Origin of the sequence: Nostoc sp. DedQUE04 (genome assembly GCF_034530995.1) — a bacterium.
Taxonomy (GTDB): Bacteria; Cyanobacteriota; Cyanobacteriia; order Cyanobacteriales; family Nostocaceae; genus Nostoc.
The window spans coordinates 1-24,109 of sequence record NZ_JAVRCA010000033.1; the positions used below are offsets into that span (position 1 = coordinate 1).

Below are 24,109 nucleotides of genomic sequence, written 5' to 3' on the forward strand. Positions count from 1 at the left end.
TTAAACTAATATATCTTCTTGAAAAACTCCAGTTCTCAAGGTGGATGAGGTTTATGTCAATAAAATAGTTATATTTTTGTATAGAAAATACTGGAATGCAATAGATAAGAGGTTACTAATTAATCTAGAAAATGTAGGAATTGAGAGATGAGCGACATTAAAAGACAAGCCGCTTTGCCTTTAACCACATGGAAGCGGCCCCACATAGGGACATCAAATTTTACGAATCCATCGCTTGTCTCATCCAATATTCCCACATTGGCCAATCCAACACGCGGTTTTGGTTTACCAACAAATAATAATACTGCGCTCAATGGCGACGTTCAAGAAACTACGTCTGTTAATGAGCAATTATTAGAACCAGAAGCTATTAAAGAAAAACCTCTTGTTCATGACATTAGTCGCATATCTTTGCATCGTCCACAGCCGCAACTTATAGGTAGCCAGCCAAAAGACCAGTATGAGCAGTCATCTGACCAGATTATGCTTCTACCTAGACCTAAGTCAAATATAAATATTGGTGGAATAGATTCATATATAGTACAACGAAAATGTGCAGATTGTGAACAAGAAAAAGAGGAAGTACAAACCGAGTTGTCGCTACAAAGGGTTAGCGATCGCAGCGTCCAAACCCAAGATAATATTGAGAGTCAGTTAAATAATAGTAAGGGTGGAGGAAGCCCGTTATCTCCCGAAGTGCGAGACTTTATGGAACCACGCTTTGGTAGTAAATTCGACGATGTGCGAGTACATACTGACTCCAATGCTACGCAGATGAGTAAGTCGTTGGGAGCGCAGGCCTTTACTCATGGTAGTGATGTTTACTTTAGCGCCGAGAAATCACCTGGTAATAACGAGTTGACAGCCCATGAGTTAACCCATGTGGTACAGCAGACAGGCAAAGTGCAGAAACAAAGCGATGCATCTACAGCACCAGCCCCTGTTGAACAGACTAGTGGTATGCCGCCCAAAAAAGGGACAACTAAAATTGACAAAAAGAATGCCACAATTACTGCTTCGGGAAAAAATATTACCGAAGCAATTACAAACTTAACATCACAAGGAAAGGGCGAAGCGGGCAGTGTTACTTGTGCCCCCGCAAAAGATGTCAAAACTTATCAAGCAGAAGATAAATCCGATGAAATTGTTTATGAGGCAGATGTCTTAGTAACAGAAACTAAGGCAATGCCCGTCTGGACGGAACTCGATCAACAGTGCGAACCTGTTAAAAAAGAATGGGCAAGGTTTTATAGCGCTCTTGATACACACGAGAATGGGCACATTAGTATTGACGAGAAGGCTTTTAAAGATTTACACAAAAAGCTTCTTGGCAAAACAACCTCAGCATCTGACAAGATTTTTAACGATACTTACGCCCAAGCAAATACTGATAATAATGCTTACGACACCACAACGAAACACGGACTCACTCAAGGTACAGGAGTAACTCCGGTACAGTGCGGCCCAGAAAAAGTTTCTCAAAGTGGAGATGAATCGGATGCAAAGGTAGAGGTTCAAACTCAACAATAGAGGCGAAAACACCAAAATAACGCAGACCTGCTAATCATTTTCGCGTTTACACTGTTTGGAGTCAAATTGAGAAATTACAAAAAGAACTCCGAATCATACGGAAGCTACTTGGCTTGACTACAGTGCAAGAAGTGTCAACGGCGAATTTCTCCACAAGGTGCTTGATTCTTCTGGCTGTCTGTGATAGTTTTTTTTGTACAAACCATAAAATACTGTAATCTTATCAAGATACCGTTGTTTTTAAATCTCGTTAACCTATTTACACAGATTGGGAGTTAAGAATAAATAGCTAATCTATCGAGATTATTTATTGCAGGGAATACATTGCGAACCAACAAACTAGAAATTAATCTCTAAGCCAGGGCAACCTTATGAGCAAAATACGTGCTGTGATTGTTGATCCCAATGTGCCGGGGCGTTTGGCACTGACTGAAGTGACTGCACCAAAGCCTGGCCCAGATGAAGCTCTAGTGCGGGTAGCAGCAATCTCCCTCAATCGGGGAGAGATAAAACGTTCAACCACTGCTGAGGCTGGTTGGCAGCCTGGTTGGGATTTGGCAGGTGTAGTGGAAATCGCCGCCGCCGATGGTTCGGGGCCTCCCCAAGGGGCGCGTGTAGTTGGCTTGCGTCGTGCTGGTGCTTGGGCAGAACTCGTATCTGTTCCCACCAATGCTTTAGCAGTAGTGCCATCATCGGTATCTTTTGCTCAAGCTGCCACATTGCCTGTAGCGGGTTTAACTGCATACCATGCGGTGTTAAAAGGTGGTTCACTTTTGGGTCGGACAGTTCTGGTTACAGGCGCATCAGGAGGCGTTGGTTACTTCGCTATCCAATTGGCGCAACTGTCAGGAGCGCAAGTCGTGGCACATATTCGTCAAGCTGGTTATGAAACTTTAGTTAGAGAAGCAGGGGCGCAATCGGTGGTGATTGGCGAAGACCTTTCACCTGCCAGCGAGTATGGGCCCTACGATCTAATTGTAGAGTCAGTGGGTGGCAAGACTTTGGGTATAGCCCTTAGCTTACTGGCACAGGATGGAAAAACTGTACTGTATGGAGTCTCTGGGGGAGCTGAAGTGACATTCAATGCGGCTCAATTTTTTGGGACTGGTAGCGTCAGCCTGTATGGTTTACGTCTGTTTGATGAATTGAGATTTGAATCAGCAGCAGTCGGTCTAAAAAGACTTTTGAGTCTAGTAGAAGCAGGTGAGTTACATCCTCACATTGATTTAGAAGCTTCTTGGACACAAATAGCTGATGTAGCACAACAACTACTCGACAGGCGTTTTCCTGGCAAGGCTGTATTGCACATTTCAAAATAATTCGTAATTCGTAATTCGTAATTCGTAATTAATTTTTTCATGCACTAATTTATTCAGAAAGACTAATGTTTTTCCTTGTTGCAATCAGGCAGATTTATTTGTGAGGTGAGAATTACGAATGATGAATTAAAAACTACGAATTATGCTGATTTTTGGTTCAAACTAGATCGGCTTGTAGCCATTAGTAATCTCAAGATAGATCGCCCAAAAGGGACATCACATCCACGTTATTCATCCTTTGTTTATCCGTTGGACTATGGATACTTGGAAAACACTCGCTCTGGAGATGGAGCCGATATTGATGTTTGGATAGGTAGTTTGTCTAGTAAAAAAGTCACCGCCGTCATTTGTAGTGTTGACTTGGAAAAACGGGATACAGAAATCAAAATACTTCTGGGCTGCACTTCTGGGGAAAATCAAACCATCTTGGATGTCCACAATACAGGCTCTCAATCAGCAATATTATTGGTTCGCAATTAAATTATTTAGATTTTTGAGGGTAAGTTTGTATGAGTTTAGAACTAAAACTATCAGGTAAAACTGCGATCGTTACAGGAGGAAGTGCGGGAATTGGTTTAGCTACTGCCAAAGCACTTTATAGTGAGGGTGTGAATGTTGCGATCGCAGCCCGCAATCAAGAAAGACTAGAAAATGCAGTAGCTGACATCCAGTCTTTACCAACTTCTGGCGCTAAAGTTATTGCCATCAGCGCTGATTTAACTAAAGCAGAGGATGTTGAGAAAGTTGTCTCCACAACATTAGCCCAGTTTAATCAGATTGATATCTTAATTAACAATGCCGGATCAGCCCGTGCTGGGTCTTTCCTAGAATCCACAGATGATTTATTTTTGGATGCTTGGAACTTAAAATTATTGGGCTATATCCGCTTAGTTAGAGCCGTCGTTCCCCATCAAAAAAGTCGCGGTGATGGGCGGATTGTCAATATAGTCGGCGGTGCAGGACGGACACCTCGTCCGAACTTCCTAGCTGGCGGTACAAGCAATGCTGCTTTGTTGAATTTCACGAAGGGCATTTCTAAAGAGCTAGCCGAGTACAAAATTCGGATTAACGCTATCTCCCCTGGTGCTACAGCTACTGAGCGTGCCGAGACTTTAGCTCGGCAAAACGCCCAAGCGCAAGGCATCACCGTTGAGCAAGTAAAGGCACAAAATATCCAAAGTATTCCTTTAAAAAGAATCGCCCAGCCAGAAGAAATTGCCGCACTGGCGCTATTTTTGGTGTCTGATCTTGCTGCATCGATTACAGGAACAGAGATTATCGTTGATGGCGGATCTACCCCTGGTGTTTAGTAGAGACGCAATTCATCAGACGCGATGAATCGCGTCTCTACATTTTGTAAAAACATAAACTTCTTGGAGATCAAAAACATGGGTTCTCAATACTTTGATATCAAACCAGTTGCAGGACGTATCGGTGCTGAAATTATTGGTGTTAATCTGAGTTCTAATCTCAGTGATGACATCATCAGCGATATTCGCAAGACTTTAGTCAAATACAAAGTGATATTTTTCCGTGGTCAGCAACAGCTTGATGCTGATGGACAGGTTGCTTTCGCTCGTCGTTTTGGTGAAGTCACTACAGCCCACCCAACTATACCATCGCTGCCAGAAAACCCAGAAGTCTTAGACCTGAATTATGGTCGTACCACTTCCCGCGCCAATAGCTGGCATACCGATGTGACATTTGTAGACCGTCCACCTCTCGGTTCTATCTTACGAGCGCTTGATATTCCCCCAACTGGTGGCGATACAATCTGGGCAAACTCGGTGACTGCATACCAAGATTTACCTATTCATCTGCGTAATCTCGCAGACCAACTTTGGGCAGTACATAGCAACAAATACGACTATGCTACTGCATTTGACTTACCTGAAGATGCCAAGGCTTACCGGGCTGTCTTCACCTCGACTGTGTACGAGACTCTGCACCCAGTTGTACGCGTCCATCCCGAATCTGGAGAGCGCGGGCTATTCATCGGCGGATTTGTGCGCCAGTTCCGTGGCTTATCAACGACTGAATCAGATGATATTCTGCGGCTGTTGCAAGCGTACATCACACGTCCTGAGAACACAGTCCGGTGGCGTTGGCAAGTTGGTGACGTAGCTTTTTGGGATAATCGGGCTACTCAACATTATGCGATCGCAGATTACGGCGATCAGCCCCGCCACGTTCAACGAGTCACAATTGTCGGCGATCTCCCAGTTGGCATCGATGGTAAACAAAGTGAGGCTATCAAAGGAGATGCTTCTCAGTACAACCGACGTGAGGCGGTGACTGCATAATACTTGGGCATGGGGCATGGGGCATGGGGAATAGGAGAGAGATCAGTTTTTGATACTTGTGAACGAGTGTTTAATACTCGTGAATGAGTCTTTGAGCTTCATTAATGAGTCTTTGAACTCCATTAATCAGGCTTTGATACTCGTTAATGAGGCTTTGAACTCCATTAATTAGTCTTTGAGCTTCATTAATGAGGCTTTGATACTCGTTAATGAGTCTTTGAGCTTCATTAATGAGGCTTTGATACTCGTTAATGAGTCTTTGAGCTTCATTAATGAGGCTTTGAACTCCATTAATGAGTCTTTGAGCTTCATTAATGAGTCTTTGAACTCCACTTCCCTGTTCCCTCCCCCTTGCTGGCTTAACCTTTTGCTGACTAATGGCGATCGCGCTTTTTTATGAAACTTTTCTATACACCTAACTCACCTTATGCACGCATTCCACGAGTAGCAACACTAGAACTGAAGATGAATTTTCTAAACGACCTTCCATGCAAGTAACAAAACCAGAGTCTTAATAACCAACACTTTCTTGTTCCAAATAAAAGAACGAAAAAAGCATGAGTACGCCTCGCAAATACAAACATGAGTACGAAAAAACAACTTAAACTCGGAGCATTTTTACCCGGTAGTGGTCATCATGTCGCAGCATGGCGACATCCCAACACCCCGGCTGACGGAGGTCTGAATTTCCAGCATTACAAGCAGCTGGCACAAACGGCTGAACGGGGTAAATTTGATATGCTTTTCCTCGCAGATGGTTTAGCTGTCTGGGATCGAGGGCAAGGGACTGAGGCTTTTAGCCGTTCGGGACAATTCAGTGTCCATTTTGAACCTTTAACCTTATTGTCGGCTCTGTCTGCGGTGACAGAAAATATCGGATTGGTGGCGACATCATCAACGACTTATGATGAACCTTTTCATCTCGCCCGCAAGTTTGCATCACTAGATTATCTTAGCGGTGGTCGTGCCGGATGGAATCTTGTAACCTCTGCTGCTGAAGCCGCAGCGCAGAATTTTAGCCAAGAAAACCACTTAGAACACTCACTCCGCTATGAACGGGCGAGGGAATTTGTGGATGTTGTCACCAAACTTTGGGACAGTTGGGAAGACGATGCTTTTCTCCACGATAAGGAGTCAGGTATTTACTTTGATGCAGAAAAGTTGCATGTTCCCCACCACAAGGGTAAATATTTCTCGGTGCGCGGCCCGCTCAATGTGGCGCGTCCACCACAGGGATATCCAGTAATCGTACAAGCTGGATCTTCCGAGGCTGGACAGGATTTAGCTGCCCAAACAGCAGAGGCGATTTTTACTGCACAACAGACATTGGCAGAAGCTCAAGCCTTCTACGCCAGCGTCAAGGGGAGATTGGCTAAATACGGACGTTCCCCTGACCATCTCAAAATTATGCCAGGTGTATTCCCCGTAATTGGTAAGACTGAGCAGGAAGCTAAAGATAAATATGAGCAACTTCAGAAGTTGATTCATCCCTTGGTCGGATTAGGGCTGCTCTCTGGGTTAGTGGGTGGCCATGATTTGTCTAAGTATCCCCTAGATGGGCCGCTGCCGGATCTGCCAGATACCAACGGTGGCAAAAGCCGCTTGCAGTTGATTACCGATCTTGCCCGCAGAGAGAATTTAACAATCCGACAACTGTATTTGTGGATTGCAGGAGCGCGGGGACATCGAACGATTCTCGGAACACCAGAACACATTGCCGATCAGTTAGAAGATTGGTTCGTCAATGGTGGGGCTGATGGATTTAACATTATGCCGCCCTGGCTACCTGGGGGTTTAGAGGAATTCGTGGATTTGGTAATTCCCGAACTGCAACGCCGAGGAATATTTCGTACTGAGTATGAAGGTAGTACTTTGCGTGAAAATCTTGGTTTGCCTCGTCCGGTGAACCAGTTCAGCACAAAGACTGCTCCTGAACCTGTGGGCGTCGGTTCCTTGGCATAGTTTTGATTGAACTGGCAGTGTTTTTGAAGCGACGGCTTTGATTTCCTCAAACTTCATCTGGTTTGTTATTCCAGTAGTTTTAACAATACAATCAAGTCGTCTCTAAGGAAACTTTTTATCGTGTTGGGCATCCTGACGGTTCTTCTATCCTCCTTTGTTTTGACGTTTCACAACGTTACAGTCCGAGTTTTGTTTTCAGAACATCTCGTACTAGGTTTATTTTTACTCGGTGGATACGTTAAACCGGATTTGCAGAATTCATTCTTGCTGATGTTCATGCGAATGCTGCTGGTGGTTCCACTCATGGCATCTTTATCATTCAAGCTATATCCATCTGCTTGGACAGAATTTCAAGACTTGTTCACTCGAAACGGTAAGGATATTTTGATTCAAGCTCTTGGCTGTGGAGTGCTGATGTTTGTGTATATTGCCTCACTCTACATTGCTATTGGCTTGATTCCCACAGGTATTGCCTTGACCCTTTTCTTCACCTATCCCGTATTTACAGCGCTGCTATCTTGGAGGTTTTTTGGCGATCGCCCCACATTGTTCCGTTGGCTGGTGATGGGTATTATTCTGGTGGGAAGCGCTCTCACCATTCCCCAATCTTCTGCCACCTATAGCAGTCATACCATTGCGATCGGCATTTTCGCTAGTTTTGGCGCTGGGATCGTTTACGCCTTTTATTGCATCATTGCTCAAAAATGTTTGGAAAAATTCCATCCAGTTCCCTTTACCTGGATCAGTTTTGCCTCCACTCTACTGCTCTCCGGTATTAGTTTACTGTTTTGGCCAGCTAATAACGCCCAACTTGACTGGACACCTTTATGGATTGGTAGCATCTTTTCGGGTCTTGTTAGCTTTCTGGGACACACTTTAAACAATGTAGGGATTCAGATGGTTGGCGCATCTACTGCTTCCATAATCGGCTCTAGCAGTCCAGCTTTGACGGCGTTAGTGGCATGGATAACCATTAACGAAACTTTAAACGTGATTCAGAGTATAGGGATTGGTGTTGTCACATTAGGCATCGCCTTACTTAGTGCAGAAGGCTTTATGAAATCGCTCAAAATTAGGAGTTGAATTGGGAATTGGGAATTGGGCATGGGGCATGGGGTAATTTTAGAACGTTACTTTCTTAATTACGAATTACGAATTACGAATTAAAATATGCCTTTCTCCGCTATCCTCTTCGATCTTGACGGGACTTTGACAGATCCGAAACCTGGCATCACTGGTTGTATTCAGTATGCGCTCTCTGAACTTGGTTACAAACCATCGAATGCTGATGAATTAAATTGGTGTATTGGCCCGCCACTGAAAGATAGCTTTTCGCAATTACTCAATACCTTGGATGGTACAGTAATTGAACAAGCTCTTTTACTATATCGTCGTCGTTTTGCCACAATTGGATTATTTGAAAACTCACTTTATCCCCAAATTACAGAAGTTTTAAAAGCAATTCGTTGTGCTGGTTATAAAACTTTTGTTGCGACTTCTAAACCATATATTTATGCTACGCAAATTATTGAATATTTTGGCTTATCATTGCTTTTTGATGGTATTTATGGTAGTGAACTTGACGGAACCCGGAGCATAAAAGGTGACTTAATTCACCATATTTTATTAACAGAAAAACTTTTACCCTCTACTGTGGTGATGGTAGGTGATCGCTCCCATGACATCATTGGAGCCAAGCGCCATCAAATCGCCTCAATTGGTGTCACCTATGGCTATGGAACCGAGGAGGAATTGAAGGCTCATGGTGCTGACTTGATTGCCCATTCTCCAAGTGATATTCCCAGATTTATAATTTATAATTCGTAATTCGTAATTCGTAATTCGTAATTTAAAATAATGCCGCCATCATTAACGTTTATCCATAGCTTGCTGTTGTTTAGTACTGCTTTTATTGCAGGCGGCTTAAATGCTGTAGCCGGTGGTGGAAGCTTTATCACGTTTCCGACTCTCATCTTTACGGGTGTACCTCCGATCGCAGCTAACGCCACCAATAATACTGCAATTTGGGTGGCTTCCCTAGCCAGTGCTGGAGCATATCGTCAAGATTTAGGCATCGAGCGGCGAGATTTTTTACTTTTATGTGGTGTCAGTTTAGTTGGTGGCATGATTGGCTCCATAGCTTTGTTGTATACATCGCCAGATGTCTTTAAAAAGCTGATTCCCTATCTATTGCTGCTAGCAACAGTTGTATTTACCTTTGGCGAACCGTTCAAAAAGTGGTTGCAGCGTCAAAACCAGAATACATCACCGGAATCTGTACCGTTGTTTAATTTGGTACTGGCTCAACTAGCGATCGCCATCTATGGCGGTTTCTTCGGCGCAGGTATAGGAATTTTAATGCTGGCAGCTTTAACGTTTTTAGGTATCAAAAGTATCCACAAAATGAATGCTTTTAAGACATTTTTAGGGAGTTGTATCAATGGTATTGCGATCGTTCCATTTCTTTTTGCTGGTGTGATTGCTTGGCATCAAGCTATTTTGATGGCAGTCGGTGGCTCTCTTGGTGGTTACTTAAGCGCCCATTATGCTCGTAAACTTGAACCGCACTTAATTCGGAAATTTGTGATGATTGTTGCCTTTAGCATGACTGCCTACTTTTTTATTCACGGTTAAGAACTGGGAACTACTCAGGGGTGATGTATGGAAGCATCAAACAAATCACAAGTCATGCTGCGTGCTTTTAGTTCCAGAAATTTTCGCCTGTACTACACAGGTCAGGCAATTTCTTTGATTGGTACATCAATGACTCAAGTGGCTACTAGTTGGTTAGTATATCGCCTCACTGATTCCGCTTGGTTACTTGGTCTAGTGGGCTTTACCAGCCAAATTCCCACACTTGTGTTGATTCCTCTGGGTGGAATCATTGCCGATCGCACCAACCGCCATCGCATTCTGCTTGTCGCCCAGATTTTGGGAATGCTTCAGTCTTTGGCTCTAACGTGGCTAGCCCTAAGCGGTACGATTAATATCGAGTACATTGCAATTCTTGGTGTGCTGCAAGGGATTATCAACGCCTTCGATATTCCGACTCGACAGGCATTTCTTCCAGAAACAGTTAGTAAGGAAAATCTCGGTAATGCCTTTGCCTTATACTCTTCTCTTGTGAGTGTGACGAGTATGGTAGGCCCTGCGATGCCTACGGCGGCAAGCTACGCAGGTTTGCTGATTGTAGCGCTGGGATCGGGGTTGTGTTTCCTGATTGATAGCATCAGTTACTTCGCTGTAATTATTGCCCTGCTAGCAATACAACTGACATCTAGAAAAGTAGTTATTTCCAAGCGCAAACCTTTAGAAGAATTAAAAACTAGTTTTAAATATGCCTTTGGGTTTTTGCCAATTCGCTCAGTCTTAATTGGTTCGGCTTTAGTTTGCTGCGTCTGGGGATTTTATTTAGCTTTAGGGCCGATTTTTGCCAAGGAGATTTTGCAAGGTGGCCCTAACACCTTCGGTTTCTTGATGACAGCTTCCAGTTTGGGAACCTTAGCAGGTGGTATCTATTTAACGAAGCATAGCAATGTACTGGAATCGGGTAAAGTTCTAGCTTTGGGTATAGGTTTTATGGGAGTAAGCTTAATTGTCTTTGCCCTATCCCGTGTGTTCTGGCTTTCGCTGCTTTCATTATTAGCGGCTGGTTTCGGCTTTATTTTGCAAATAATTGCCGGACGTACTTTGCTTCAGTTATTGGTGAGCGATGAAAATCGCGGACAAATTACAGGTCTTTATGTTATGGCATCTACAGGCGCAGTACCTATAGGCAACTTAATAGCTGGCGCACTAGCAAGCAAAATTGGTAGTAGCAATACTGTCATCCTTGGTGCAAGTATTTGTATTGCAGGCTCAATTTTATTTATGCAGCAAATCTCCACCTTTCGCGATCTAGTTCGTCTGAATTTACCTACTGAAGGAGCTTAAAAAAAATAGCTCTGGCTATTTAAAAGAGTGCATAATCAGCCATAACATCAAAAATTGGTAACACAATGACTACTATAAATGACCCTACTGTTGTAGCTGAAGTAACTGATTTATATCTCAAATATGAAAAAGCCCTTTTTAATAACAATTTGGAGGTGATGGATAGCTTGTTTTGGGATGCGGTTGAAGTCGTGCGCTTTGGAATCACAGAAAACCTCTATGGTAGCGATGAAATTCGTAACTTTCGTCAGAATCGACCCAACCCGAAAATAGAGCGAGAAATCTCGAATCTCAAGGTTGTCACCTTTGGGAAAGATGCAGCAACAGTGACTTTAGAGTTTCGCCGAATTATCAATGGTGTAGAGCGTTTCGGGCGACAAAGCCAGACTTGGTACAGGTTTACTGAAGGCTGGAAGGTGGTATCAGCCCATGTTTCATTATTGCCAGTGTGAATTTTAAAACTATGACTAGCATTACCGAAATTGCCCCAGATATCTATCGCATCTCAACCTATGACCCAAAAATAGATATGCAATTCATCCAGTTTTTAGTGAAGGATGAAAAACCATTATTATTTCATACGGGTCTAAAGGGGATGTTTTCAATAGTACATGATGCAGTGGCAAAGATTATTGACCCATCACAAATTCGCTGGATTAGCTTTAGCCATTTTGAAGCTGATGAATGTGGATCGCTAAATGAATGGCTGTCTATTGCGCCAAATGCTCAGACAGGTTGTAGCCCCATAGCAGCCTTTGTGAGTGTAGATGATTTTGCAATTCGTCCATCCAAAATTATGCAACACGCTGAAGTTTTAAACACTGGTAAATATAATTTTCAGTTTCACCATACACCCCAAGTTCCTCATGGTTGGGATGCAGGATTATTCTTGGAAACTAGTCATAAAACCTTATTTTGCTCAGACCTTTTCCACCAGTTTGGAGATGTGGAAGCAATAACTGAGTCTGATGTGATTGAACGGTTCCGTCAAACAATCGTCAATTATGAAGCAAGTCCTTTTCCCAATTACATACCATATACAACACATAGCGATGCCTGCGGCGGGCTGCGCCAACGCATTCTCCAAGAATTAGCAGTTCTCAAGCCGCGTACACTGGCGACAATGCATGGTTCAACGTTTGTGGGAGATGGTGAACGTGCATTGCAAGATTTAGCAGTTGTGTTGCGAGAAGTTTTGGTGAATCAGATTACTGCCACATAAATCTGCGTGACGGCAAAAAATGCAGTAATTTTAGCAACACGCATCCAATGAAATAATTATTGTAAAAAGTAGAAAAACAGAGGTTTAAATATGGTAAGTCCATTTGATTGGATTTTATTAAAATCTAGACATATAGTAAAAGACAGATGGATTTCAGTACGGTCTGATACTTGCCAAATGCCTAATGGAACAATAGTTGAACCCTATTATGTTCTGGAATATCCAACATGGGTAAATGTTGTAGCTTTAACCAAAAATCAAGAACTTATTTTAGTAAAGCAATATCGCCACGGTCTGAAAAAAACAATTCTAGAATTGCCCAGTGGTGCTGTAGAGACTGAAGATTTTTTTCCAGTAGAAGCTGCAAAACGCGAATTATTAGAAGAAACTGGTTACACGAGCAATCATTTTATTGAAACTGGTATATTATCACCAAACCCAGCTACTCATACCAATTTCACCCATTGTTTTTTAGCAACAGATGTGGAATGTGTAGCTGATTTAAAGTTAGACGTTACAGAACAAATTGATGTAGTTTTATTACCCCTAGAAAAGGTAATTGAAGGTATTGAGAATAATATATTACTGCAAACATTACATATTAGTTCATTATTCTTCGCTCTCAAAAAACTTGGTAAAGTGCAATTTTATTAGTCATCTGGCTAGAGTTGCCTTTGTCAATAGTCCTTACTACGTACCAGACATAAAGGAGGATTCACTAATGATATTGGAAACTCAACGCCTATTCCTGCGGGAAATGACGCTTTCTGACCTTGACGCGCTACTGCTTGTCCTCGGCGATGCAGAGTCGATGCGCTACTACCCAAAGCCCTTTGACCGCGAGATGGTGGAAAAATGGATTGACCGACATCGCCACAACTACGTACAGCATGGCGTAGGCTTATGGGCGATGGTTCTTAAAGCAACGGGCGAGGTAATTGGCGACTGCGGACTGGTTTGGCAAGAGGTCGAGGGACATCGAGAACTCGAAATTGGTTATCATGTCCGCCGCGACCAACAAAGGCAGGGTTACGCCACCGAAGCCGCGTATGCTTGCCAAGACTACGCCTTTAACGTACTGGGTTGCGATCGCGTCATTTCCTTGATTCGCCCAGAGAACATCCCCTCTCGCCGTGTCGCTGAAAAGAACGGACTCAAGGTCGTTCAGGAGACACTATGGCGAAACATACCGCACTATATATATGCTGTGCAGCGCTCAGAAAGTAAACTTCTTACAATAAGTAATCTCAGAAGCAGAGAAGTTTAATAATCTCTGTACCAACGTTGAGGCTGCTCACGGAAACATAGTTAGCCATTGCATCAATATGAGAACGGAAAGTATTTGGATCGTAGGGCACTTTTACTGAGCGTTAGCGGGACGTTTAGCCTGTGCTGAGTAAAGAAGTAAGATTCCTCACTCAGCACTCCTGATAATTGGGTTGTCTCATTCCAGCAAAGACTAGGAACGAGATTTTAAAAAGATGAAGCGTTAGGTTGTAGAGCGAACTTTTGGTTGGCTATGCTTCAAAAGATCGGGTGCATTTAATTTTTTGAGTATAAAATCTAGTTGCTAAAAGAGCCGCACCTGCTACTAAAGTTGCTAGTACACTATTAGGTTCGGGGACGGCAGCAACTTGAGCATCAATTCGTGCAGTTCCAGCAAACAAACCGGTCAATTTAGAGTCGCCTAATATATTAGCAAACTCTGGAGAAATCAACAATTTCACATCAGGGATGGTTAAATTATAGCCATCAAATGCTACAAGTCCTGGAGCGCTCAAATCAAACAAAATTGTATTTAAAGAAAACGTATCTCTTAAAACAAGTCCGCTGGCACCTGTGACAGTACGTCCTGGAGCAAAACCGATTGAAAAGTTACCAACAGTAATTTGATTGTTGAATGTAACAGTACCAGTATGCTCGATTGTACCAGAGAGTGGAGTAAAACCGCCCTCGTCACTGAACGTGAAGTTGGTGGCTGAGTCGATGTTGAAACCAACTAAATAATTGCTAGGAATTGGTGCAACTGTCTGATTAGTACCTGTCAAGTTTAGCCCAATACTACTAAGAATCTCTTCGTGATCGCGATCGATACTGGTGACTCCAGATATCACTTTAAAAGTTGCAGCTTCTACCTGTATGGGTGCTATTGAGATGAAAGCTGCTGTAGTACAACCAAGAATCCCTGCAAACTGAAAAAAATGCATATATATTTCTGATGATCTTCGTATTTTATTTTAAATAATAAAACCTTTCTTATTAATCTATAAAGTCAAAATTTACTCTAAAAAAATATTTGCAAAAGTTAAGTTTGTGTAAATACACAGTTAATAACAATATTTAAACCAGGTATTTAAAAACCCAAGTTAAGTAAGTAGGTACAAATAAAAATCAATCATCAGAATGAAGTATAAAGCATGAAGTATAAAGCTTTAAGGATAGAAAATGAAAAAAATATAGTTACGTTTAATTATGTCCAATACCAATTATTTACCCTTCAATCTAATAATTATGAAGTGGTCAAACATAAGCTTACCTTTAATTATTGATAAGTTTAAATTAAGAGTTGCAGTACTGTCTTATATAATTTCAGTGTAATAATGATAAAAAAATGATATAAATACGTTGATAAAAGCACAGCAATGCTCATACATATCAATTTCAACCAAAACACAAGAGAAAATTTTCGTTTACAGCCAGAGGTAATGCCTTAAAAGCGGTTCTGTTGGAAATTTAGGAGGCGTATTTTTACAATAGGTATTCCCAGACTTAGCTGAGAACTAGAGAAAGCTGATTTTTTCTTGTCGATTTACTTTTTAGTTCACAGACTTGTTCTAATCCACCAGCTTATTTTCTCCAAATTAGGATCTATTTCCTGCCAAAAGCTGGCTGAAAAGTCTACTTCTCTTGCTGCTGCAAGTATTTTATCTATACTGTCGAAATTTTTTTGAATCAATTGTTTATCTAGTTTAGGAATATCTAATTTCAGATATTTCAAACGGTTGGGTAATTCTACTTTCTCTTGTGTCGGCAAGTGCTGAATTCGATCGACTTGTTCTAAAATTTTGTCTATTGATGTAATAACTTCTTGTAGACTCGGTTTTTTAGTTTGTAATTGTAAATCTTTTTCTTCAAAGGCTTCTTCTTGATTACCTAACTTTACTAAAACTATTTTGACAAAGAAAATATTGTAATCTATTTGACTAACTTCACCCACTTGCTGATAATGTTTTCCACTTTTATTTATAACTACTATGTCACCTTTCTCAATTCTATTGTTCATAATTTATATAGCTTGGTATTAAATTACTAAATAATCTCCTCTACAGAAAATACTACTCTAAAGCCACAAACCCTCAGTCCACCGTCTGACTCATTCCAGCTACGGCTAGCACTGCGACACAGTTCTGGACTGAAACTCCAAGAACCACCGCGTAGCACCCGGCGATTTATATCGCCGCCAACTTCCCAAGCTGTTCCATCTAAGGGTGCGTCGTTATAATTGTTATGCCACGAATCAGCACACCATTCCCAAACTAGCCCGTGCATATCGTACAATCCAAAGGCGTTGGCGACTTCAAAACTACCGACGTTTGTTGTTTCTTTACGGAATTTGCTTTTTGGTTCCATTGTGCAGCTGACTAACTCAGGGGTAATGGTTTCGCCAAAGTGGAAAGACGTTGTAGTTCCAGCCCGACAAGCATATTCCCATTCAGCTTCACTCGGTAAACGATAGTCGCGTCCAGTTTTTTCTGATAGCCTGAGACAGAATTCTACAGCTTCATACCAAGATACATTTTCCACTGGTCTATCTAGACCTTTGAATTTCGATGGATGGGGATTTAAAGCTTGTTTGACTTTAGGTAAAGCTGCTACTACTCTCCACTGTGCTTGAGTTACAGGAAATTTCCCCATAAAAAATGGTTCAACGGTAACTTGATGTCGTGGACGTTCGTCAGCATCTCCTTCAAATTCTGGTGAACCCATCATGTAAGTACCACCAGGAATCGATACCATTTCTAATGTGACAGACTTACCTAATTCTTCAGCAAAGAAGTTGGCATTACAGTTCATGCGGTTTACTTCTCTACCACCTGTGTCTACTGTCACTACATCAAATTCAAAGGTTTCTAATGGCGGTAATGGGAGGATTACTTTTTGTGGTAGCGGCGATAATATAGGTTGAGGTATCGAAACAATTTTTAAGGCAACAGGTTCAATGTTCGATGTGGCAAACTTGACATCGTTGATGACTTCAACTGCTGTTTGATACCTTTCACTCGGTAGATGTTTGAGTAATTTATCTAAAATTTTCCCTAAGTCGTCGCTGATAGTAATGCCTTTTTGCTGTAAACGTTCGCGCCACAACCATTTAGCATTCATGGCATCATAAATAGGATCGTTAATCTGTCCAGAAGCATCTTGCAAGGGCAAACATTGAGTTAAAAGACGCACACAAGTTACACCCAAAGCATACAAATCACTGCCGTGACAAGCAAATCCAGCCATTTGTTCTGTTGGGGCATAGCCAAGGGTATAAATTACCGTAGCTTGTCTTCCGATACTGGTTTGTGTTACTTGTTTAGCACCGCCAAAGTCAATTAAGACGGGTTTTTCATCACTTGCACGGCGGATAATATTTTCTGGTTTGATATCTCGATGAATGACGTTATGGGTATGAATGAATTCCAGAACTGGCAATAAATCAGCTAAAAGTTCCCAAATTTGTTGTTCGCCATAAATTTGCTGCTGAACTTCTTGTAAAAGAGTTTTTCCTTGAATAAATTCTTGTACAAGATACAAGCTAGTACCTTGTTCAAAATAAGCTAGTAATCTGGGAATTTGGGTATGATTTTCTCCCAATTCATACAACCGAAAAGCCTCTTCTTTAAAAAATTCTGCGGCTTTAGTGCGTTGTCCTGTTCCCTGGAACTGGGGGAAAAATTGCTTGATGACGCAAGGGGCGTTTAGTCTGTCTACATCTTCTGTAGAATACGTTCTACTAAATCCACCTTCACCTAAGAGTCTTAATACGCGGTAACGGTTTCTGAGAAGTTTGCCAAAGTTGCTTTGTCCGCAACTCACGCAAAATCTATTGCTATCAGAGTTGAATGGATTTGAGCAATTGGGATTTTGGCAGATTTGCATAATGAGGGGGAAATAGCATCTTATCCAAAGTTAGCCCCAATATTATCTAATTGAAAACAGTTATGTAGAGAAGCGAACACGGAAGTTTATTCATGTGTTTAAAACTATGTTTACACGAGGGCATAAGGATGAATACAATTCAAAATTCAAAATTCAAAATTCAAAATTTAAGAGAGTTACATTAGAGGATGTTTAAAAAGTTTGTAGTAGTGTATAAAGTATTTGTTTACCCCACCCTAACCCTCCCCTTGCAAAGGGGAGGGAACCGGATTTTTCTTTTTTCCTCCCTTTATAAGGGGGGATTAAGGGGGGTAATTTGACTTGTGTATACACGGTATTTGGAAAGGTGAGGGAAATAGATTTATTTTTTCCTGCCTTTATAAGGGGGGGATTAAGGGGAGTAAAATGTGATTAAAATCACAGTCAACTACTTTTAAAACAACCTCTTAGGAGATTTAAAATTCCGAATGACACTGATATTTGTGCGTTATGACAAGCATAACTCACCCGATATTTTAATATAGCTGTTGTTCGCTATCCAAAAAAGTTCATAAAGAACCAAATTACTCATAATTTTTATTGGTAATAACGAGTCTTATTTGAAAGTTTTATTCTCTCCAGAAGCGCGAATTAATTCAGCTACAAAGGCAACGATCGCAGATACTAAAATTAACATTACACTGAGAGCATTAATATCAGGTTTAACTCCGGTTCTAATGCGGCTAAAAATTTCCATTGGCAGGGTGTTAGAACCGCTACCAGCAGTAAAACTAGCAATCAGAAAGTCATCTAAGCTAAGAACAAAAGCCAACAGACAACCAGCGACAATCCCAGGCATTAATTGAGGTAACAATACTTTGATGAAAGCTTGGGTTGGTGTCGCACCTAAATCTAGTGCTGCTTCTTCTAAGTGGGGGTCTAAATTAGTCAGTCGGGAAGCAACCACAAGTCCAACGTAGGCTAGACAAAACACTACATGGGCTGCAACTATTGTCCACAAACTCAAAGGTACTGCAAAGGCTGCTAGACATACTAAAGTAGCCACTGCGATCGCAATATCGGGAATAATCAATGGTAGGTAAGCAATACCCAGATACAATTTTTTACCAGGAAATTCGTAACGCGCCAACCCAACCGCCATCAAGGTTCCTAGCACTGCGGAAATTGCCACGGCACAACCCGCAACTATCATACTGTTTTGCAAAGCTGATAAAATGCGATCGTCACTGAACAACTTGCGATACCAATCGAGAGTGAATCCTTGCCAAGTTGCACTGTAAGGCGACTTATTGAAGCTATAAAAGCCAAGTACCAGTATGGGCAGGTACATGAACACAAATATCAGCAGTGAGAAAACCGCTTGCCATGAGACACGCGGTTTTTTGATAAATGGAGAGATATTCACGTTTATATATGATTTTTCTTGATAGCAATCGGTTATATCATATTTTATGTAAAAAGTCAATGATTACTGACTAGCGATCGCCACTTTCTTTTCCATCACTGTGAATATACAAGTAGTTCTTGTCAAGATTGCAATATTCCTGGCAAACATTGCAATATTTCTCATCAAAATTAGAATATTCCTGGCAAACATTAGAATATTCCTGGCAGACATTGCAATATTCCTGGCAAACATTAGAATATTCCTGGCAAACATTGCAATATTTATCATCAACATTAGAATATTTCGGTATAATCTATTTCCCACTCGGACACACTGACTGCACTTCTTGGGGAAGTTGCCGACACATCTGCTGTAATCCTTGAGGATTAATTTGCCACCAAGCAAATAATCCCAGACTTGTACCCCCTACAAGCAACGCCAACACTCCCCCCAGCATTACCAAAGGTTTACGCCACTTCGGTTTTGTAATTAAAGTTGGTGGAATTTCTGGGTTAAGAGGTGGTTCTTCTGAAAGATCCAAATCTAGATCCGAATTTAGATCCAAATCTAGCAAAGCTTGGGAACTTTCTGTAAAAGAAGTTGGTTCTTCTAATTCCTCTAGTTCTTCTGGTTCTTCTAGTTCTTCTAATTTCTCTAGTTCTTCTTCCTGTATTTCTGTTTCTATAATCTCTTCTGGCAACGCCGGAGTCACGGGTACTAAGTATTCTGGAGAGACACGGCAATAGGTCATAACAACCGATGTATTATCATGCCCATTTTTTTCGTTTGCTAAGTTAATCCAGTTGCGGACAGCATCTTCAACTGTCATTTGCCCTGTTAACACGGGTATTGCATAATCCTGCCAAGATTGTTCTACCCAGTTGCGATCGCTTAAACCATCAGAACACAGTAGCAAAATGCCATCTTCTTCCAGAATAAATCGCTGAACATTGAGACGCAAAGATTCTGAATTTCTTGTCCCCAATGCTTGAGTTAAAGCACTCGCATCTGGTCTGAAGAGTGCCTTTCGATACAAACTTTTAGCAAGGCGTACTTCTCGCGTTGCCACATCATCATCTATAGTTAGTAGCTGGCAATAATTGCGAGTAATCCAATAGGCCCGGCTATCGCCAACATTAGCTAAGTAAAGCTCATGGGTATTATTTGATTGCCACCCAGTACTTGTCTGGATTCGTTGTGGAACTTGCAACGCCATCACAATAGTTGTAGCCATGCGTTCTTTGCCCTGGCGTTTTTGTTCGTTATTGCGGGCACAAATTACATTATTTACCACCCGTAAGCTTGCTTCTAATTGTTCCTGCAACAACTCAGGTGAAAAAAGTGCAGTTTGTTCTGTCACCTCAGTTAGTAAAGCGCGAATTTGCAACTTTACAGACTGCACTGCCAACTGACTCGCAACCTCACCGCCTTCGTGCCCACCAATGCCATCGCATACAATCGACAAGTGGCGCAATAAAGGTTCATCTAAATCACTCAAACTATTGGGATAGCAAGCATCTTCATTTTGCGCCATCATTGGGCCAATATCTGTAGAACCTGCCACCTTCAAGACTAATGGCAATTCTGCCGCAGCTGCTAGTAGTAAATTATTGAGTTGAATACTAATTTCCTCTAACTCAATCTCAGTTTCACACATCTCTTGGACAATGTCCTGTAACGCTTTAGCTACTGATGCCTTCGCAGAAACTACCCAAAACTGCCAACATTCCCCCAGATTTTGTAAACTCAACTTCTCATCAGCTGGTGTTTGGTAGAGTTCCAACAGTCGCACACACCAACCTTCGACTCTCAAGTTGTCTATTACTAGTAAACTGCGGCTAAGTCCCAATTCTGCTAGAGGTGTCCAAAGTTGGAGAATTTGCCACAGCCAATAAACTTGTCGTATTGCCGTGGCTTCCTCCCAAGCCTCAACAATAGTTGGATAGATATTTCCTGTCTTATCTATCGGCGCATTTTCCAATAAGAGGATATCAGTTGTATCTTCTTCAAGATTACTAGCAAACCCATAAGCCTGGGGCAGATGCAACCGCTCTTGATATAACCGTAAATAAGGAATTACTGCCGTTGGCAATTCTTCAGGTACATCTGGCGGCAGTCCCGGTTGAGTATCCAGCCAAATCTGTTGTTTAATTACCTCATACCTATCTGCTACCTTTGTGCCTGGTGGGATGCAAGCAGCCAATGAGCCAGTCGCCCAAAGATAGCGGTGAACTAAAGGAGTTTGGCAACTGGCACAAACATTATCTCCCATAGGATTAATGGGGCTATTACAGCGTGGATTTATACAAAAAATTATCAGTTGAGTAGAAATCATAAATATAGGAGTCAGGAGTCAGGAGTCAGAATTCTTATTTATACATAAACTTCGATTAACTTTAGCTGGCAATGGATTGAAGGCTAGAATAAACTGGACTTGTGTACCGTTAGCTACACCTTGTTACTGAAATTAATCAAAATTACAAAATTATTGGTAGAAATACCCAGTTTTGTTTTCTGTAAATAACTTATATCTGGCTGTATCTAATCGTAGAAATGCATTTACGTCAATGTAGAGTTTAGGATGGCGCTATGCCAAGTTTTACCTTAATCTGGCTTCTGGCAGGAGCAGTTCTGTGTTTAATGGAACTGTTCTTACCGTCGGCGTTTGTCGCCTTGATGATGGGAATTAGCGCTTTTGTGGTGGCGCTGCTGTCTGGAGTGGGTATGGGAAGTGTATGGTTGCAAATTGTAGTTTGGCTGTTGCTTTCCATAGCCCTAATCGTGCTTTCTCGTCGGTTTTTGCAACCAAGACAACGCAAATCAAAAATTCGGGATGCAGTCATAGCTGAAACCTTAACAGAAATTCTGCCTGGAAAAACAGGGCGGGTACGGTATGAGGGAAATTCTTGGCAAGCAAGATGTGACGATGACAAATTTACCATACCACCCCATCAAAGAGTTTACGTAGTTAGGAGGGAAGGTACTACTTTGATTGTTGTACCAGAAAATCTGTTGAATTCTTGAGTATTTGTCATTTGTCACTTGTACTGAGCGAAGTCGAAGTATTTGTCATTTGTCATTTGTCACAATTCAATAGTTCTTTTTACTCTAATTTCTCTGCTCACTCATCTCCTCCACTTTGCACTCCCTTTATTAAAAATTAGGAGATTTACAATGGAACAGTTTTTTTTACTAGTATTTTTAGCTCTTGGTGGTTCTGCTGTAGCAGGTTCGGTGAAAGTCGTCAATCAGGGCAATGAAGCTTTGGTGGAAAGATTGGGTAGCTATAACAAAAAACTAGAACCAGGACTAAACTTTGTCGTTCCTTTTGTAGATAGAGTTGTCTACCGAGAAACTATCAAAGAAAAAGTCTTAGATATTCCTCCTCAACAGTGCATTACCCGTGACAACGTTGGTATTGAGGTAGATGCAGTGTTTTATTGGCGCATTGTGGATATGGAAAAAGCCTGGTACAAGGTAGAAAATCTCCAAGCGGCAATGATAAATATGGTGCTGACTCAAATTCGTGCCGAAATGGGACAACTGGAGTTGGATCAAACTTTTACTGCTCGTTCCCACATCAGTGAGCTTTTATTACAAGATTTGGATGTTGCGACCGATCCTTGGGGTGTGAAAGTGACACGGGTAGAACTGCGAGATATTATTCCGTCTCAAGCAGTACGAGAATCGATGGAATTGCAAATGTCAGCAGAACGACGTAAACGGGCTGCAATTTTAACTTCTGAAGGCGATCGCGAAGCTGCTGTCAATAGCGCCAGAGGTAAAGCTGACGCGCAAATCTTGGATGCGGAAGCTCGTCAAAAATCGGTAATTTTGCAAGCGGAAGCCGAACAAAAGGCGATCGTTTTGAAGGCTCAAGCAGAACGTCAACAACAAGTTTTGAAAGCCCAGGCGATCGCAGAGTCATCAGAAATTATTGCCCAAAAGCTCCACAATAATCCCAATGCCAATAAAGCAGTGGAAGTTTTGTTTGCCTTGGGTTATCTCGATATGGGCGCGACAATTGGTAAAAGCGATAGCAGTAAAGTGATTTTTATAGATCCGCGTTCCATTCCCGCTGCCTTAGAGGGTATACGCTCCGTCGTTTCAGATGGTCAGGTTAACTCTAACGAATTGTTTTCTAAACAAATCCCAGGATTAGAAAATAACCGCTCTAGTTAAGAATGGGAAATGGGAAGCAGGGGAGCAGAGGAGACAGTGGAGGTACGGAGAGAAAGAATAATTAATGCCCAATGCCTCATGCCCCATGCCCCATTCCCAATGACAAATGACAAATGACAAATGACTAATGACTAATGACTAATGACTAATGATAATTAACCCAGAACAGGTTATCAACGCTATTATTGCGATCGCTAATCCTTTAATTAAGGAAAAAATTCAGCGCAATGAGACTGTAATTAAATTATTTCAGCAGTTTAACCTCTTATGTAGTAAATTTTCAAACCCCGTTAAAATATAGTTAATCTTAGATAGTTTCCAATGACAGCCCAAGAGTTAGAAACACAGTTACTATCCTTAACACCAGTCCAAAAAGTTGAAGCAATTCGCATCTTAACCCAAGGTATTAATACGAACAATCATGGAATTACCAAAACCCCTGGTGTAATGGGTGCTGATGCTTGTATTGCCGGAACACGCATTCCTGTTTGGTTGTTAGTAACTTATCGACGACAAGGTGCTAAAGATGCTGATATTCTAGATCAATATCCTCAACTTAGCGCAGCTGATTTGGTAACAGCATGGCTTTATGCTGAAGCATTTTCTCACGAAATTGATATTGCTATTCACGAACAAGAAGAAGCTGATGCAATTTTAGATGCTTCTTAAAATATCCTGTTGATGTATGGCAAGATTGTTAGCAGATGAGCAATTTCCGCGTAAATCGGTAGAATTACTACGTACTTTTGGATATGATGTTATCACTATACAAGAAGCAGGCAAAGCTGGAATTTCTGATGATATGGTGTTAGAGTTTGCGATATTAGAAAATCGGGCTGTATTAACTCTTAATCGTCGTGATTTTTTTAAATTACATAAGATTAAACCAGAACATACTGGGATAATTGCCTGCAAAGATGATTTAGATTGGAATCGATTAGCAACAAATATTGATGGAGTGATTTCTACGGAATCAACATTAACAGGAAAAGTGATTCGTGTTAATCGATTTTCTTCTACAACGCAATAAACTTTATGCGATCGCCTAATATTTCATCTGACCTATTTGATAAAATTACAATGACTAGTGAGAGGAATACGATGTCTATGACGGGCTACGTCT

General features: G+C 41.5%; 24 protein-coding genes. 19 read left to right on the top strand and 5 right to left on the bottom strand.

Features of this window, described 5'->3' with window-relative positions; genetic code table 11:
- The first annotated feature begins 147 nt into the window (after positions 1–147).
- From RM049_RS21420 to RM049_RS21485, 14 genes are all read left to right on the top strand, one after another.
- Entirely contained in the window at positions 148–1,530 is a 1,383-nt protein-coding gene (locus RM049_RS21420) for an eCIS core domain-containing protein (RefSeq protein WP_322705598.1), read from the top strand.
- Between the two features lie 371 nt (positions 1,531–1,901).
- A complete protein-coding gene (locus RM049_RS21425; protein WP_322705599.1) occupies positions 1,902–2,849 on the top strand; it encodes a zinc-binding dehydrogenase in 948 nt (315 codons plus the stop codon).
- Between the two features lie 105 nt (positions 2,850–2,954).
- Positions 2,955–3,329, top strand: a complete 375-nt coding sequence (locus RM049_RS21430) for a hypothetical protein (RefSeq protein WP_322671863.1) — start codon at positions 2,955–2,957, stop codon at positions 3,327–3,329.
- A 29-nt stretch (positions 3,330–3,358) separates the two neighbouring features.
- Positions 3,359–4,159 carry an SDR family oxidoreductase gene (locus RM049_RS21435; protein WP_322705600.1) on the top strand — a complete coding sequence of 267 codons (801 nt, stop codon included), beginning with the start codon at positions 3,359–3,361 and terminating at the stop codon, positions 4,157–4,159.
- A gap of 78 nt (positions 4,160–4,237) precedes the next feature.
- On the top strand, positions 4,238–5,152 hold the full coding sequence (locus RM049_RS21440; protein ID WP_322705601.1) for a TauD/TfdA family dioxygenase: 915 nt from the start codon (positions 4,238–4,240) through the stop codon (positions 5,150–5,152).
- A 582-nt stretch (positions 5,153–5,734) separates the two neighbouring features.
- The gene (locus tag RM049_RS21445; RefSeq protein WP_322705602.1) at positions 5,735–7,114 is read left to right on the top strand and encodes an LLM class flavin-dependent oxidoreductase; all 1,380 of its coding nucleotides are present in this window, start codon (positions 5,735–5,737) and stop codon (positions 7,112–7,114) included.
- A gap of 159 nt (positions 7,115–7,273) precedes the next feature.
- The gene (locus tag RM049_RS21450; RefSeq protein ID WP_416212653.1) at positions 7,274–8,197 is read left to right on the top strand and encodes a DMT family transporter; all 924 of its coding nucleotides are present in this window, start codon (positions 7,274–7,276) and stop codon (positions 8,195–8,197) included.
- Positions 8,198–8,284: 87 nt separating this feature from the next.
- Complete coding sequence (locus tag RM049_RS21455) at positions 8,285–8,941, top strand: HAD family hydrolase (RefSeq protein ID WP_322705604.1); 657 nt, start codon at positions 8,285–8,287, stop codon at positions 8,939–8,941.
- A gap of 30 nt (positions 8,942–8,971) precedes the next feature.
- Complete coding sequence (locus RM049_RS21460) at positions 8,972–9,748, top strand: sulfite exporter TauE/SafE family protein (protein ID WP_322671870.1); 777 nt, start codon at positions 8,972–8,974, stop codon at positions 9,746–9,748.
- Between the two features lie 27 nt (positions 9,749–9,775).
- On the top strand, positions 9,776–11,047 hold the full coding sequence (locus RM049_RS21465) for an MFS transporter (protein ID WP_322705605.1): 1,272 nt from the start codon (positions 9,776–9,778) through the stop codon (positions 11,045–11,047).
- A 65-nt stretch (positions 11,048–11,112) separates the two neighbouring features.
- On the top strand, positions 11,113–11,499 hold the full coding sequence (gene hpxZ, locus RM049_RS21470) for an oxalurate catabolism protein HpxZ (RefSeq protein WP_322700520.1): 387 nt from the start codon (positions 11,113–11,115) through the stop codon (positions 11,497–11,499).
- Positions 11,500–11,510: 11 nt separating this feature from the next.
- Positions 11,511–12,269 (top strand): hypothetical protein, encoded by a 759-nt coding sequence (locus tag RM049_RS21475; protein WP_322705606.1) that lies wholly within the window; start codon positions 11,511–11,513, stop codon positions 12,267–12,269.
- Between the two features lie 90 nt (positions 12,270–12,359).
- Positions 12,360–12,923 carry an NUDIX hydrolase gene (locus RM049_RS21480; protein ID WP_322705607.1) on the top strand — a complete coding sequence of 188 codons (564 nt, stop codon included), beginning with the start codon at positions 12,360–12,362 and terminating at the stop codon, positions 12,921–12,923.
- Positions 12,924–12,990: 67 nt separating this feature from the next.
- Positions 12,991–13,536 (top strand): GNAT family N-acetyltransferase, encoded by a 546-nt coding sequence (locus RM049_RS21485; RefSeq protein ID WP_322705608.1) that lies wholly within the window; start codon positions 12,991–12,993, stop codon positions 13,534–13,536.
- Between the two features lie 250 nt (positions 13,537–13,786).
- Here RM049_RS21485 and RM049_RS21490 read toward each other — a convergent pair whose 3' ends face one another.
- The 5 genes from RM049_RS21490 to RM049_RS21510 form a co-directional block, all read right to left on the bottom strand.
- On the bottom strand, positions 13,787–14,476 hold the full coding sequence (locus tag RM049_RS21490) for a hypothetical protein (protein ID WP_322705609.1): 690 nt from the start codon (positions 14,474–14,476) through the stop codon (positions 13,787–13,789).
- A 614-nt stretch (positions 14,477–15,090) separates the two neighbouring features.
- On the bottom strand, positions 15,091–15,552 hold the full coding sequence (locus tag RM049_RS21495) for a hypothetical protein (RefSeq protein WP_322705610.1): 462 nt from the start codon (positions 15,550–15,552) through the stop codon (positions 15,091–15,093).
- A gap of 26 nt (positions 15,553–15,578) precedes the next feature.
- Positions 15,579–17,417, bottom strand: a complete 1,839-nt coding sequence (locus tag RM049_RS21500; RefSeq protein WP_322705611.1) for a bifunctional serine/threonine-protein kinase/formylglycine-generating enzyme family protein — start codon at positions 17,415–17,417, stop codon at positions 15,579–15,581.
- Positions 17,418–18,012: 595 nt separating this feature from the next.
- Positions 18,013–18,822, bottom strand: a complete 810-nt coding sequence (locus tag RM049_RS21505; RefSeq protein WP_322671879.1) for an ABC transporter permease — start codon at positions 18,820–18,822, stop codon at positions 18,013–18,015.
- Between the two features lie 295 nt (positions 18,823–19,117).
- Positions 19,118–21,139, bottom strand: a complete 2,022-nt coding sequence (locus RM049_RS21510) for a protein phosphatase 2C domain-containing protein (RefSeq protein ID WP_322705612.1) — start codon at positions 21,137–21,139, stop codon at positions 19,118–19,120.
- Between the two features lie 254 nt (positions 21,140–21,393).
- Between RM049_RS21510 and RM049_RS21515 the strand changes: the two genes are divergently transcribed.
- The 5 genes from RM049_RS21515 to RM049_RS21535 all read left to right on the top strand — a co-directional run bounded on the left by RM049_RS21515 (position 21,394) and on the right by RM049_RS21535 (position 24,016).
- Positions 21,394–21,828 (top strand): NfeD family protein, encoded by a 435-nt coding sequence (locus RM049_RS21515; protein WP_322671881.1) that lies wholly within the window; start codon positions 21,394–21,396, stop codon positions 21,826–21,828.
- Between the two features lie 150 nt (positions 21,829–21,978).
- Complete coding sequence (locus tag RM049_RS21520; RefSeq protein ID WP_322705613.1) at positions 21,979–22,986, top strand: SPFH domain-containing protein; 1,008 nt, start codon at positions 21,979–21,981, stop codon at positions 22,984–22,986.
- Positions 22,987–23,134: 148 nt separating this feature from the next.
- Positions 23,135–23,287: a hypothetical protein gene (locus RM049_RS21525; protein WP_322705614.1), complete on the top strand. Its 153-nt coding sequence runs from the start codon at positions 23,135–23,137 to the stop codon at positions 23,285–23,287.
- Positions 23,288–23,307: 20 nt separating this feature from the next.
- Positions 23,308–23,655 (top strand): DUF433 domain-containing protein, encoded by a 348-nt coding sequence (locus RM049_RS21530; protein WP_322705615.1) that lies wholly within the window; start codon positions 23,308–23,310, stop codon positions 23,653–23,655.
- A 16-nt stretch (positions 23,656–23,671) separates the two neighbouring features.
- Complete coding sequence (locus RM049_RS21535; protein ID WP_322705616.1) at positions 23,672–24,016, top strand: DUF5615 family PIN-like protein; 345 nt, start codon at positions 23,672–23,674, stop codon at positions 24,014–24,016.
- The last annotated feature ends 93 nt before the right edge of the window (positions 24,017–24,109 follow it).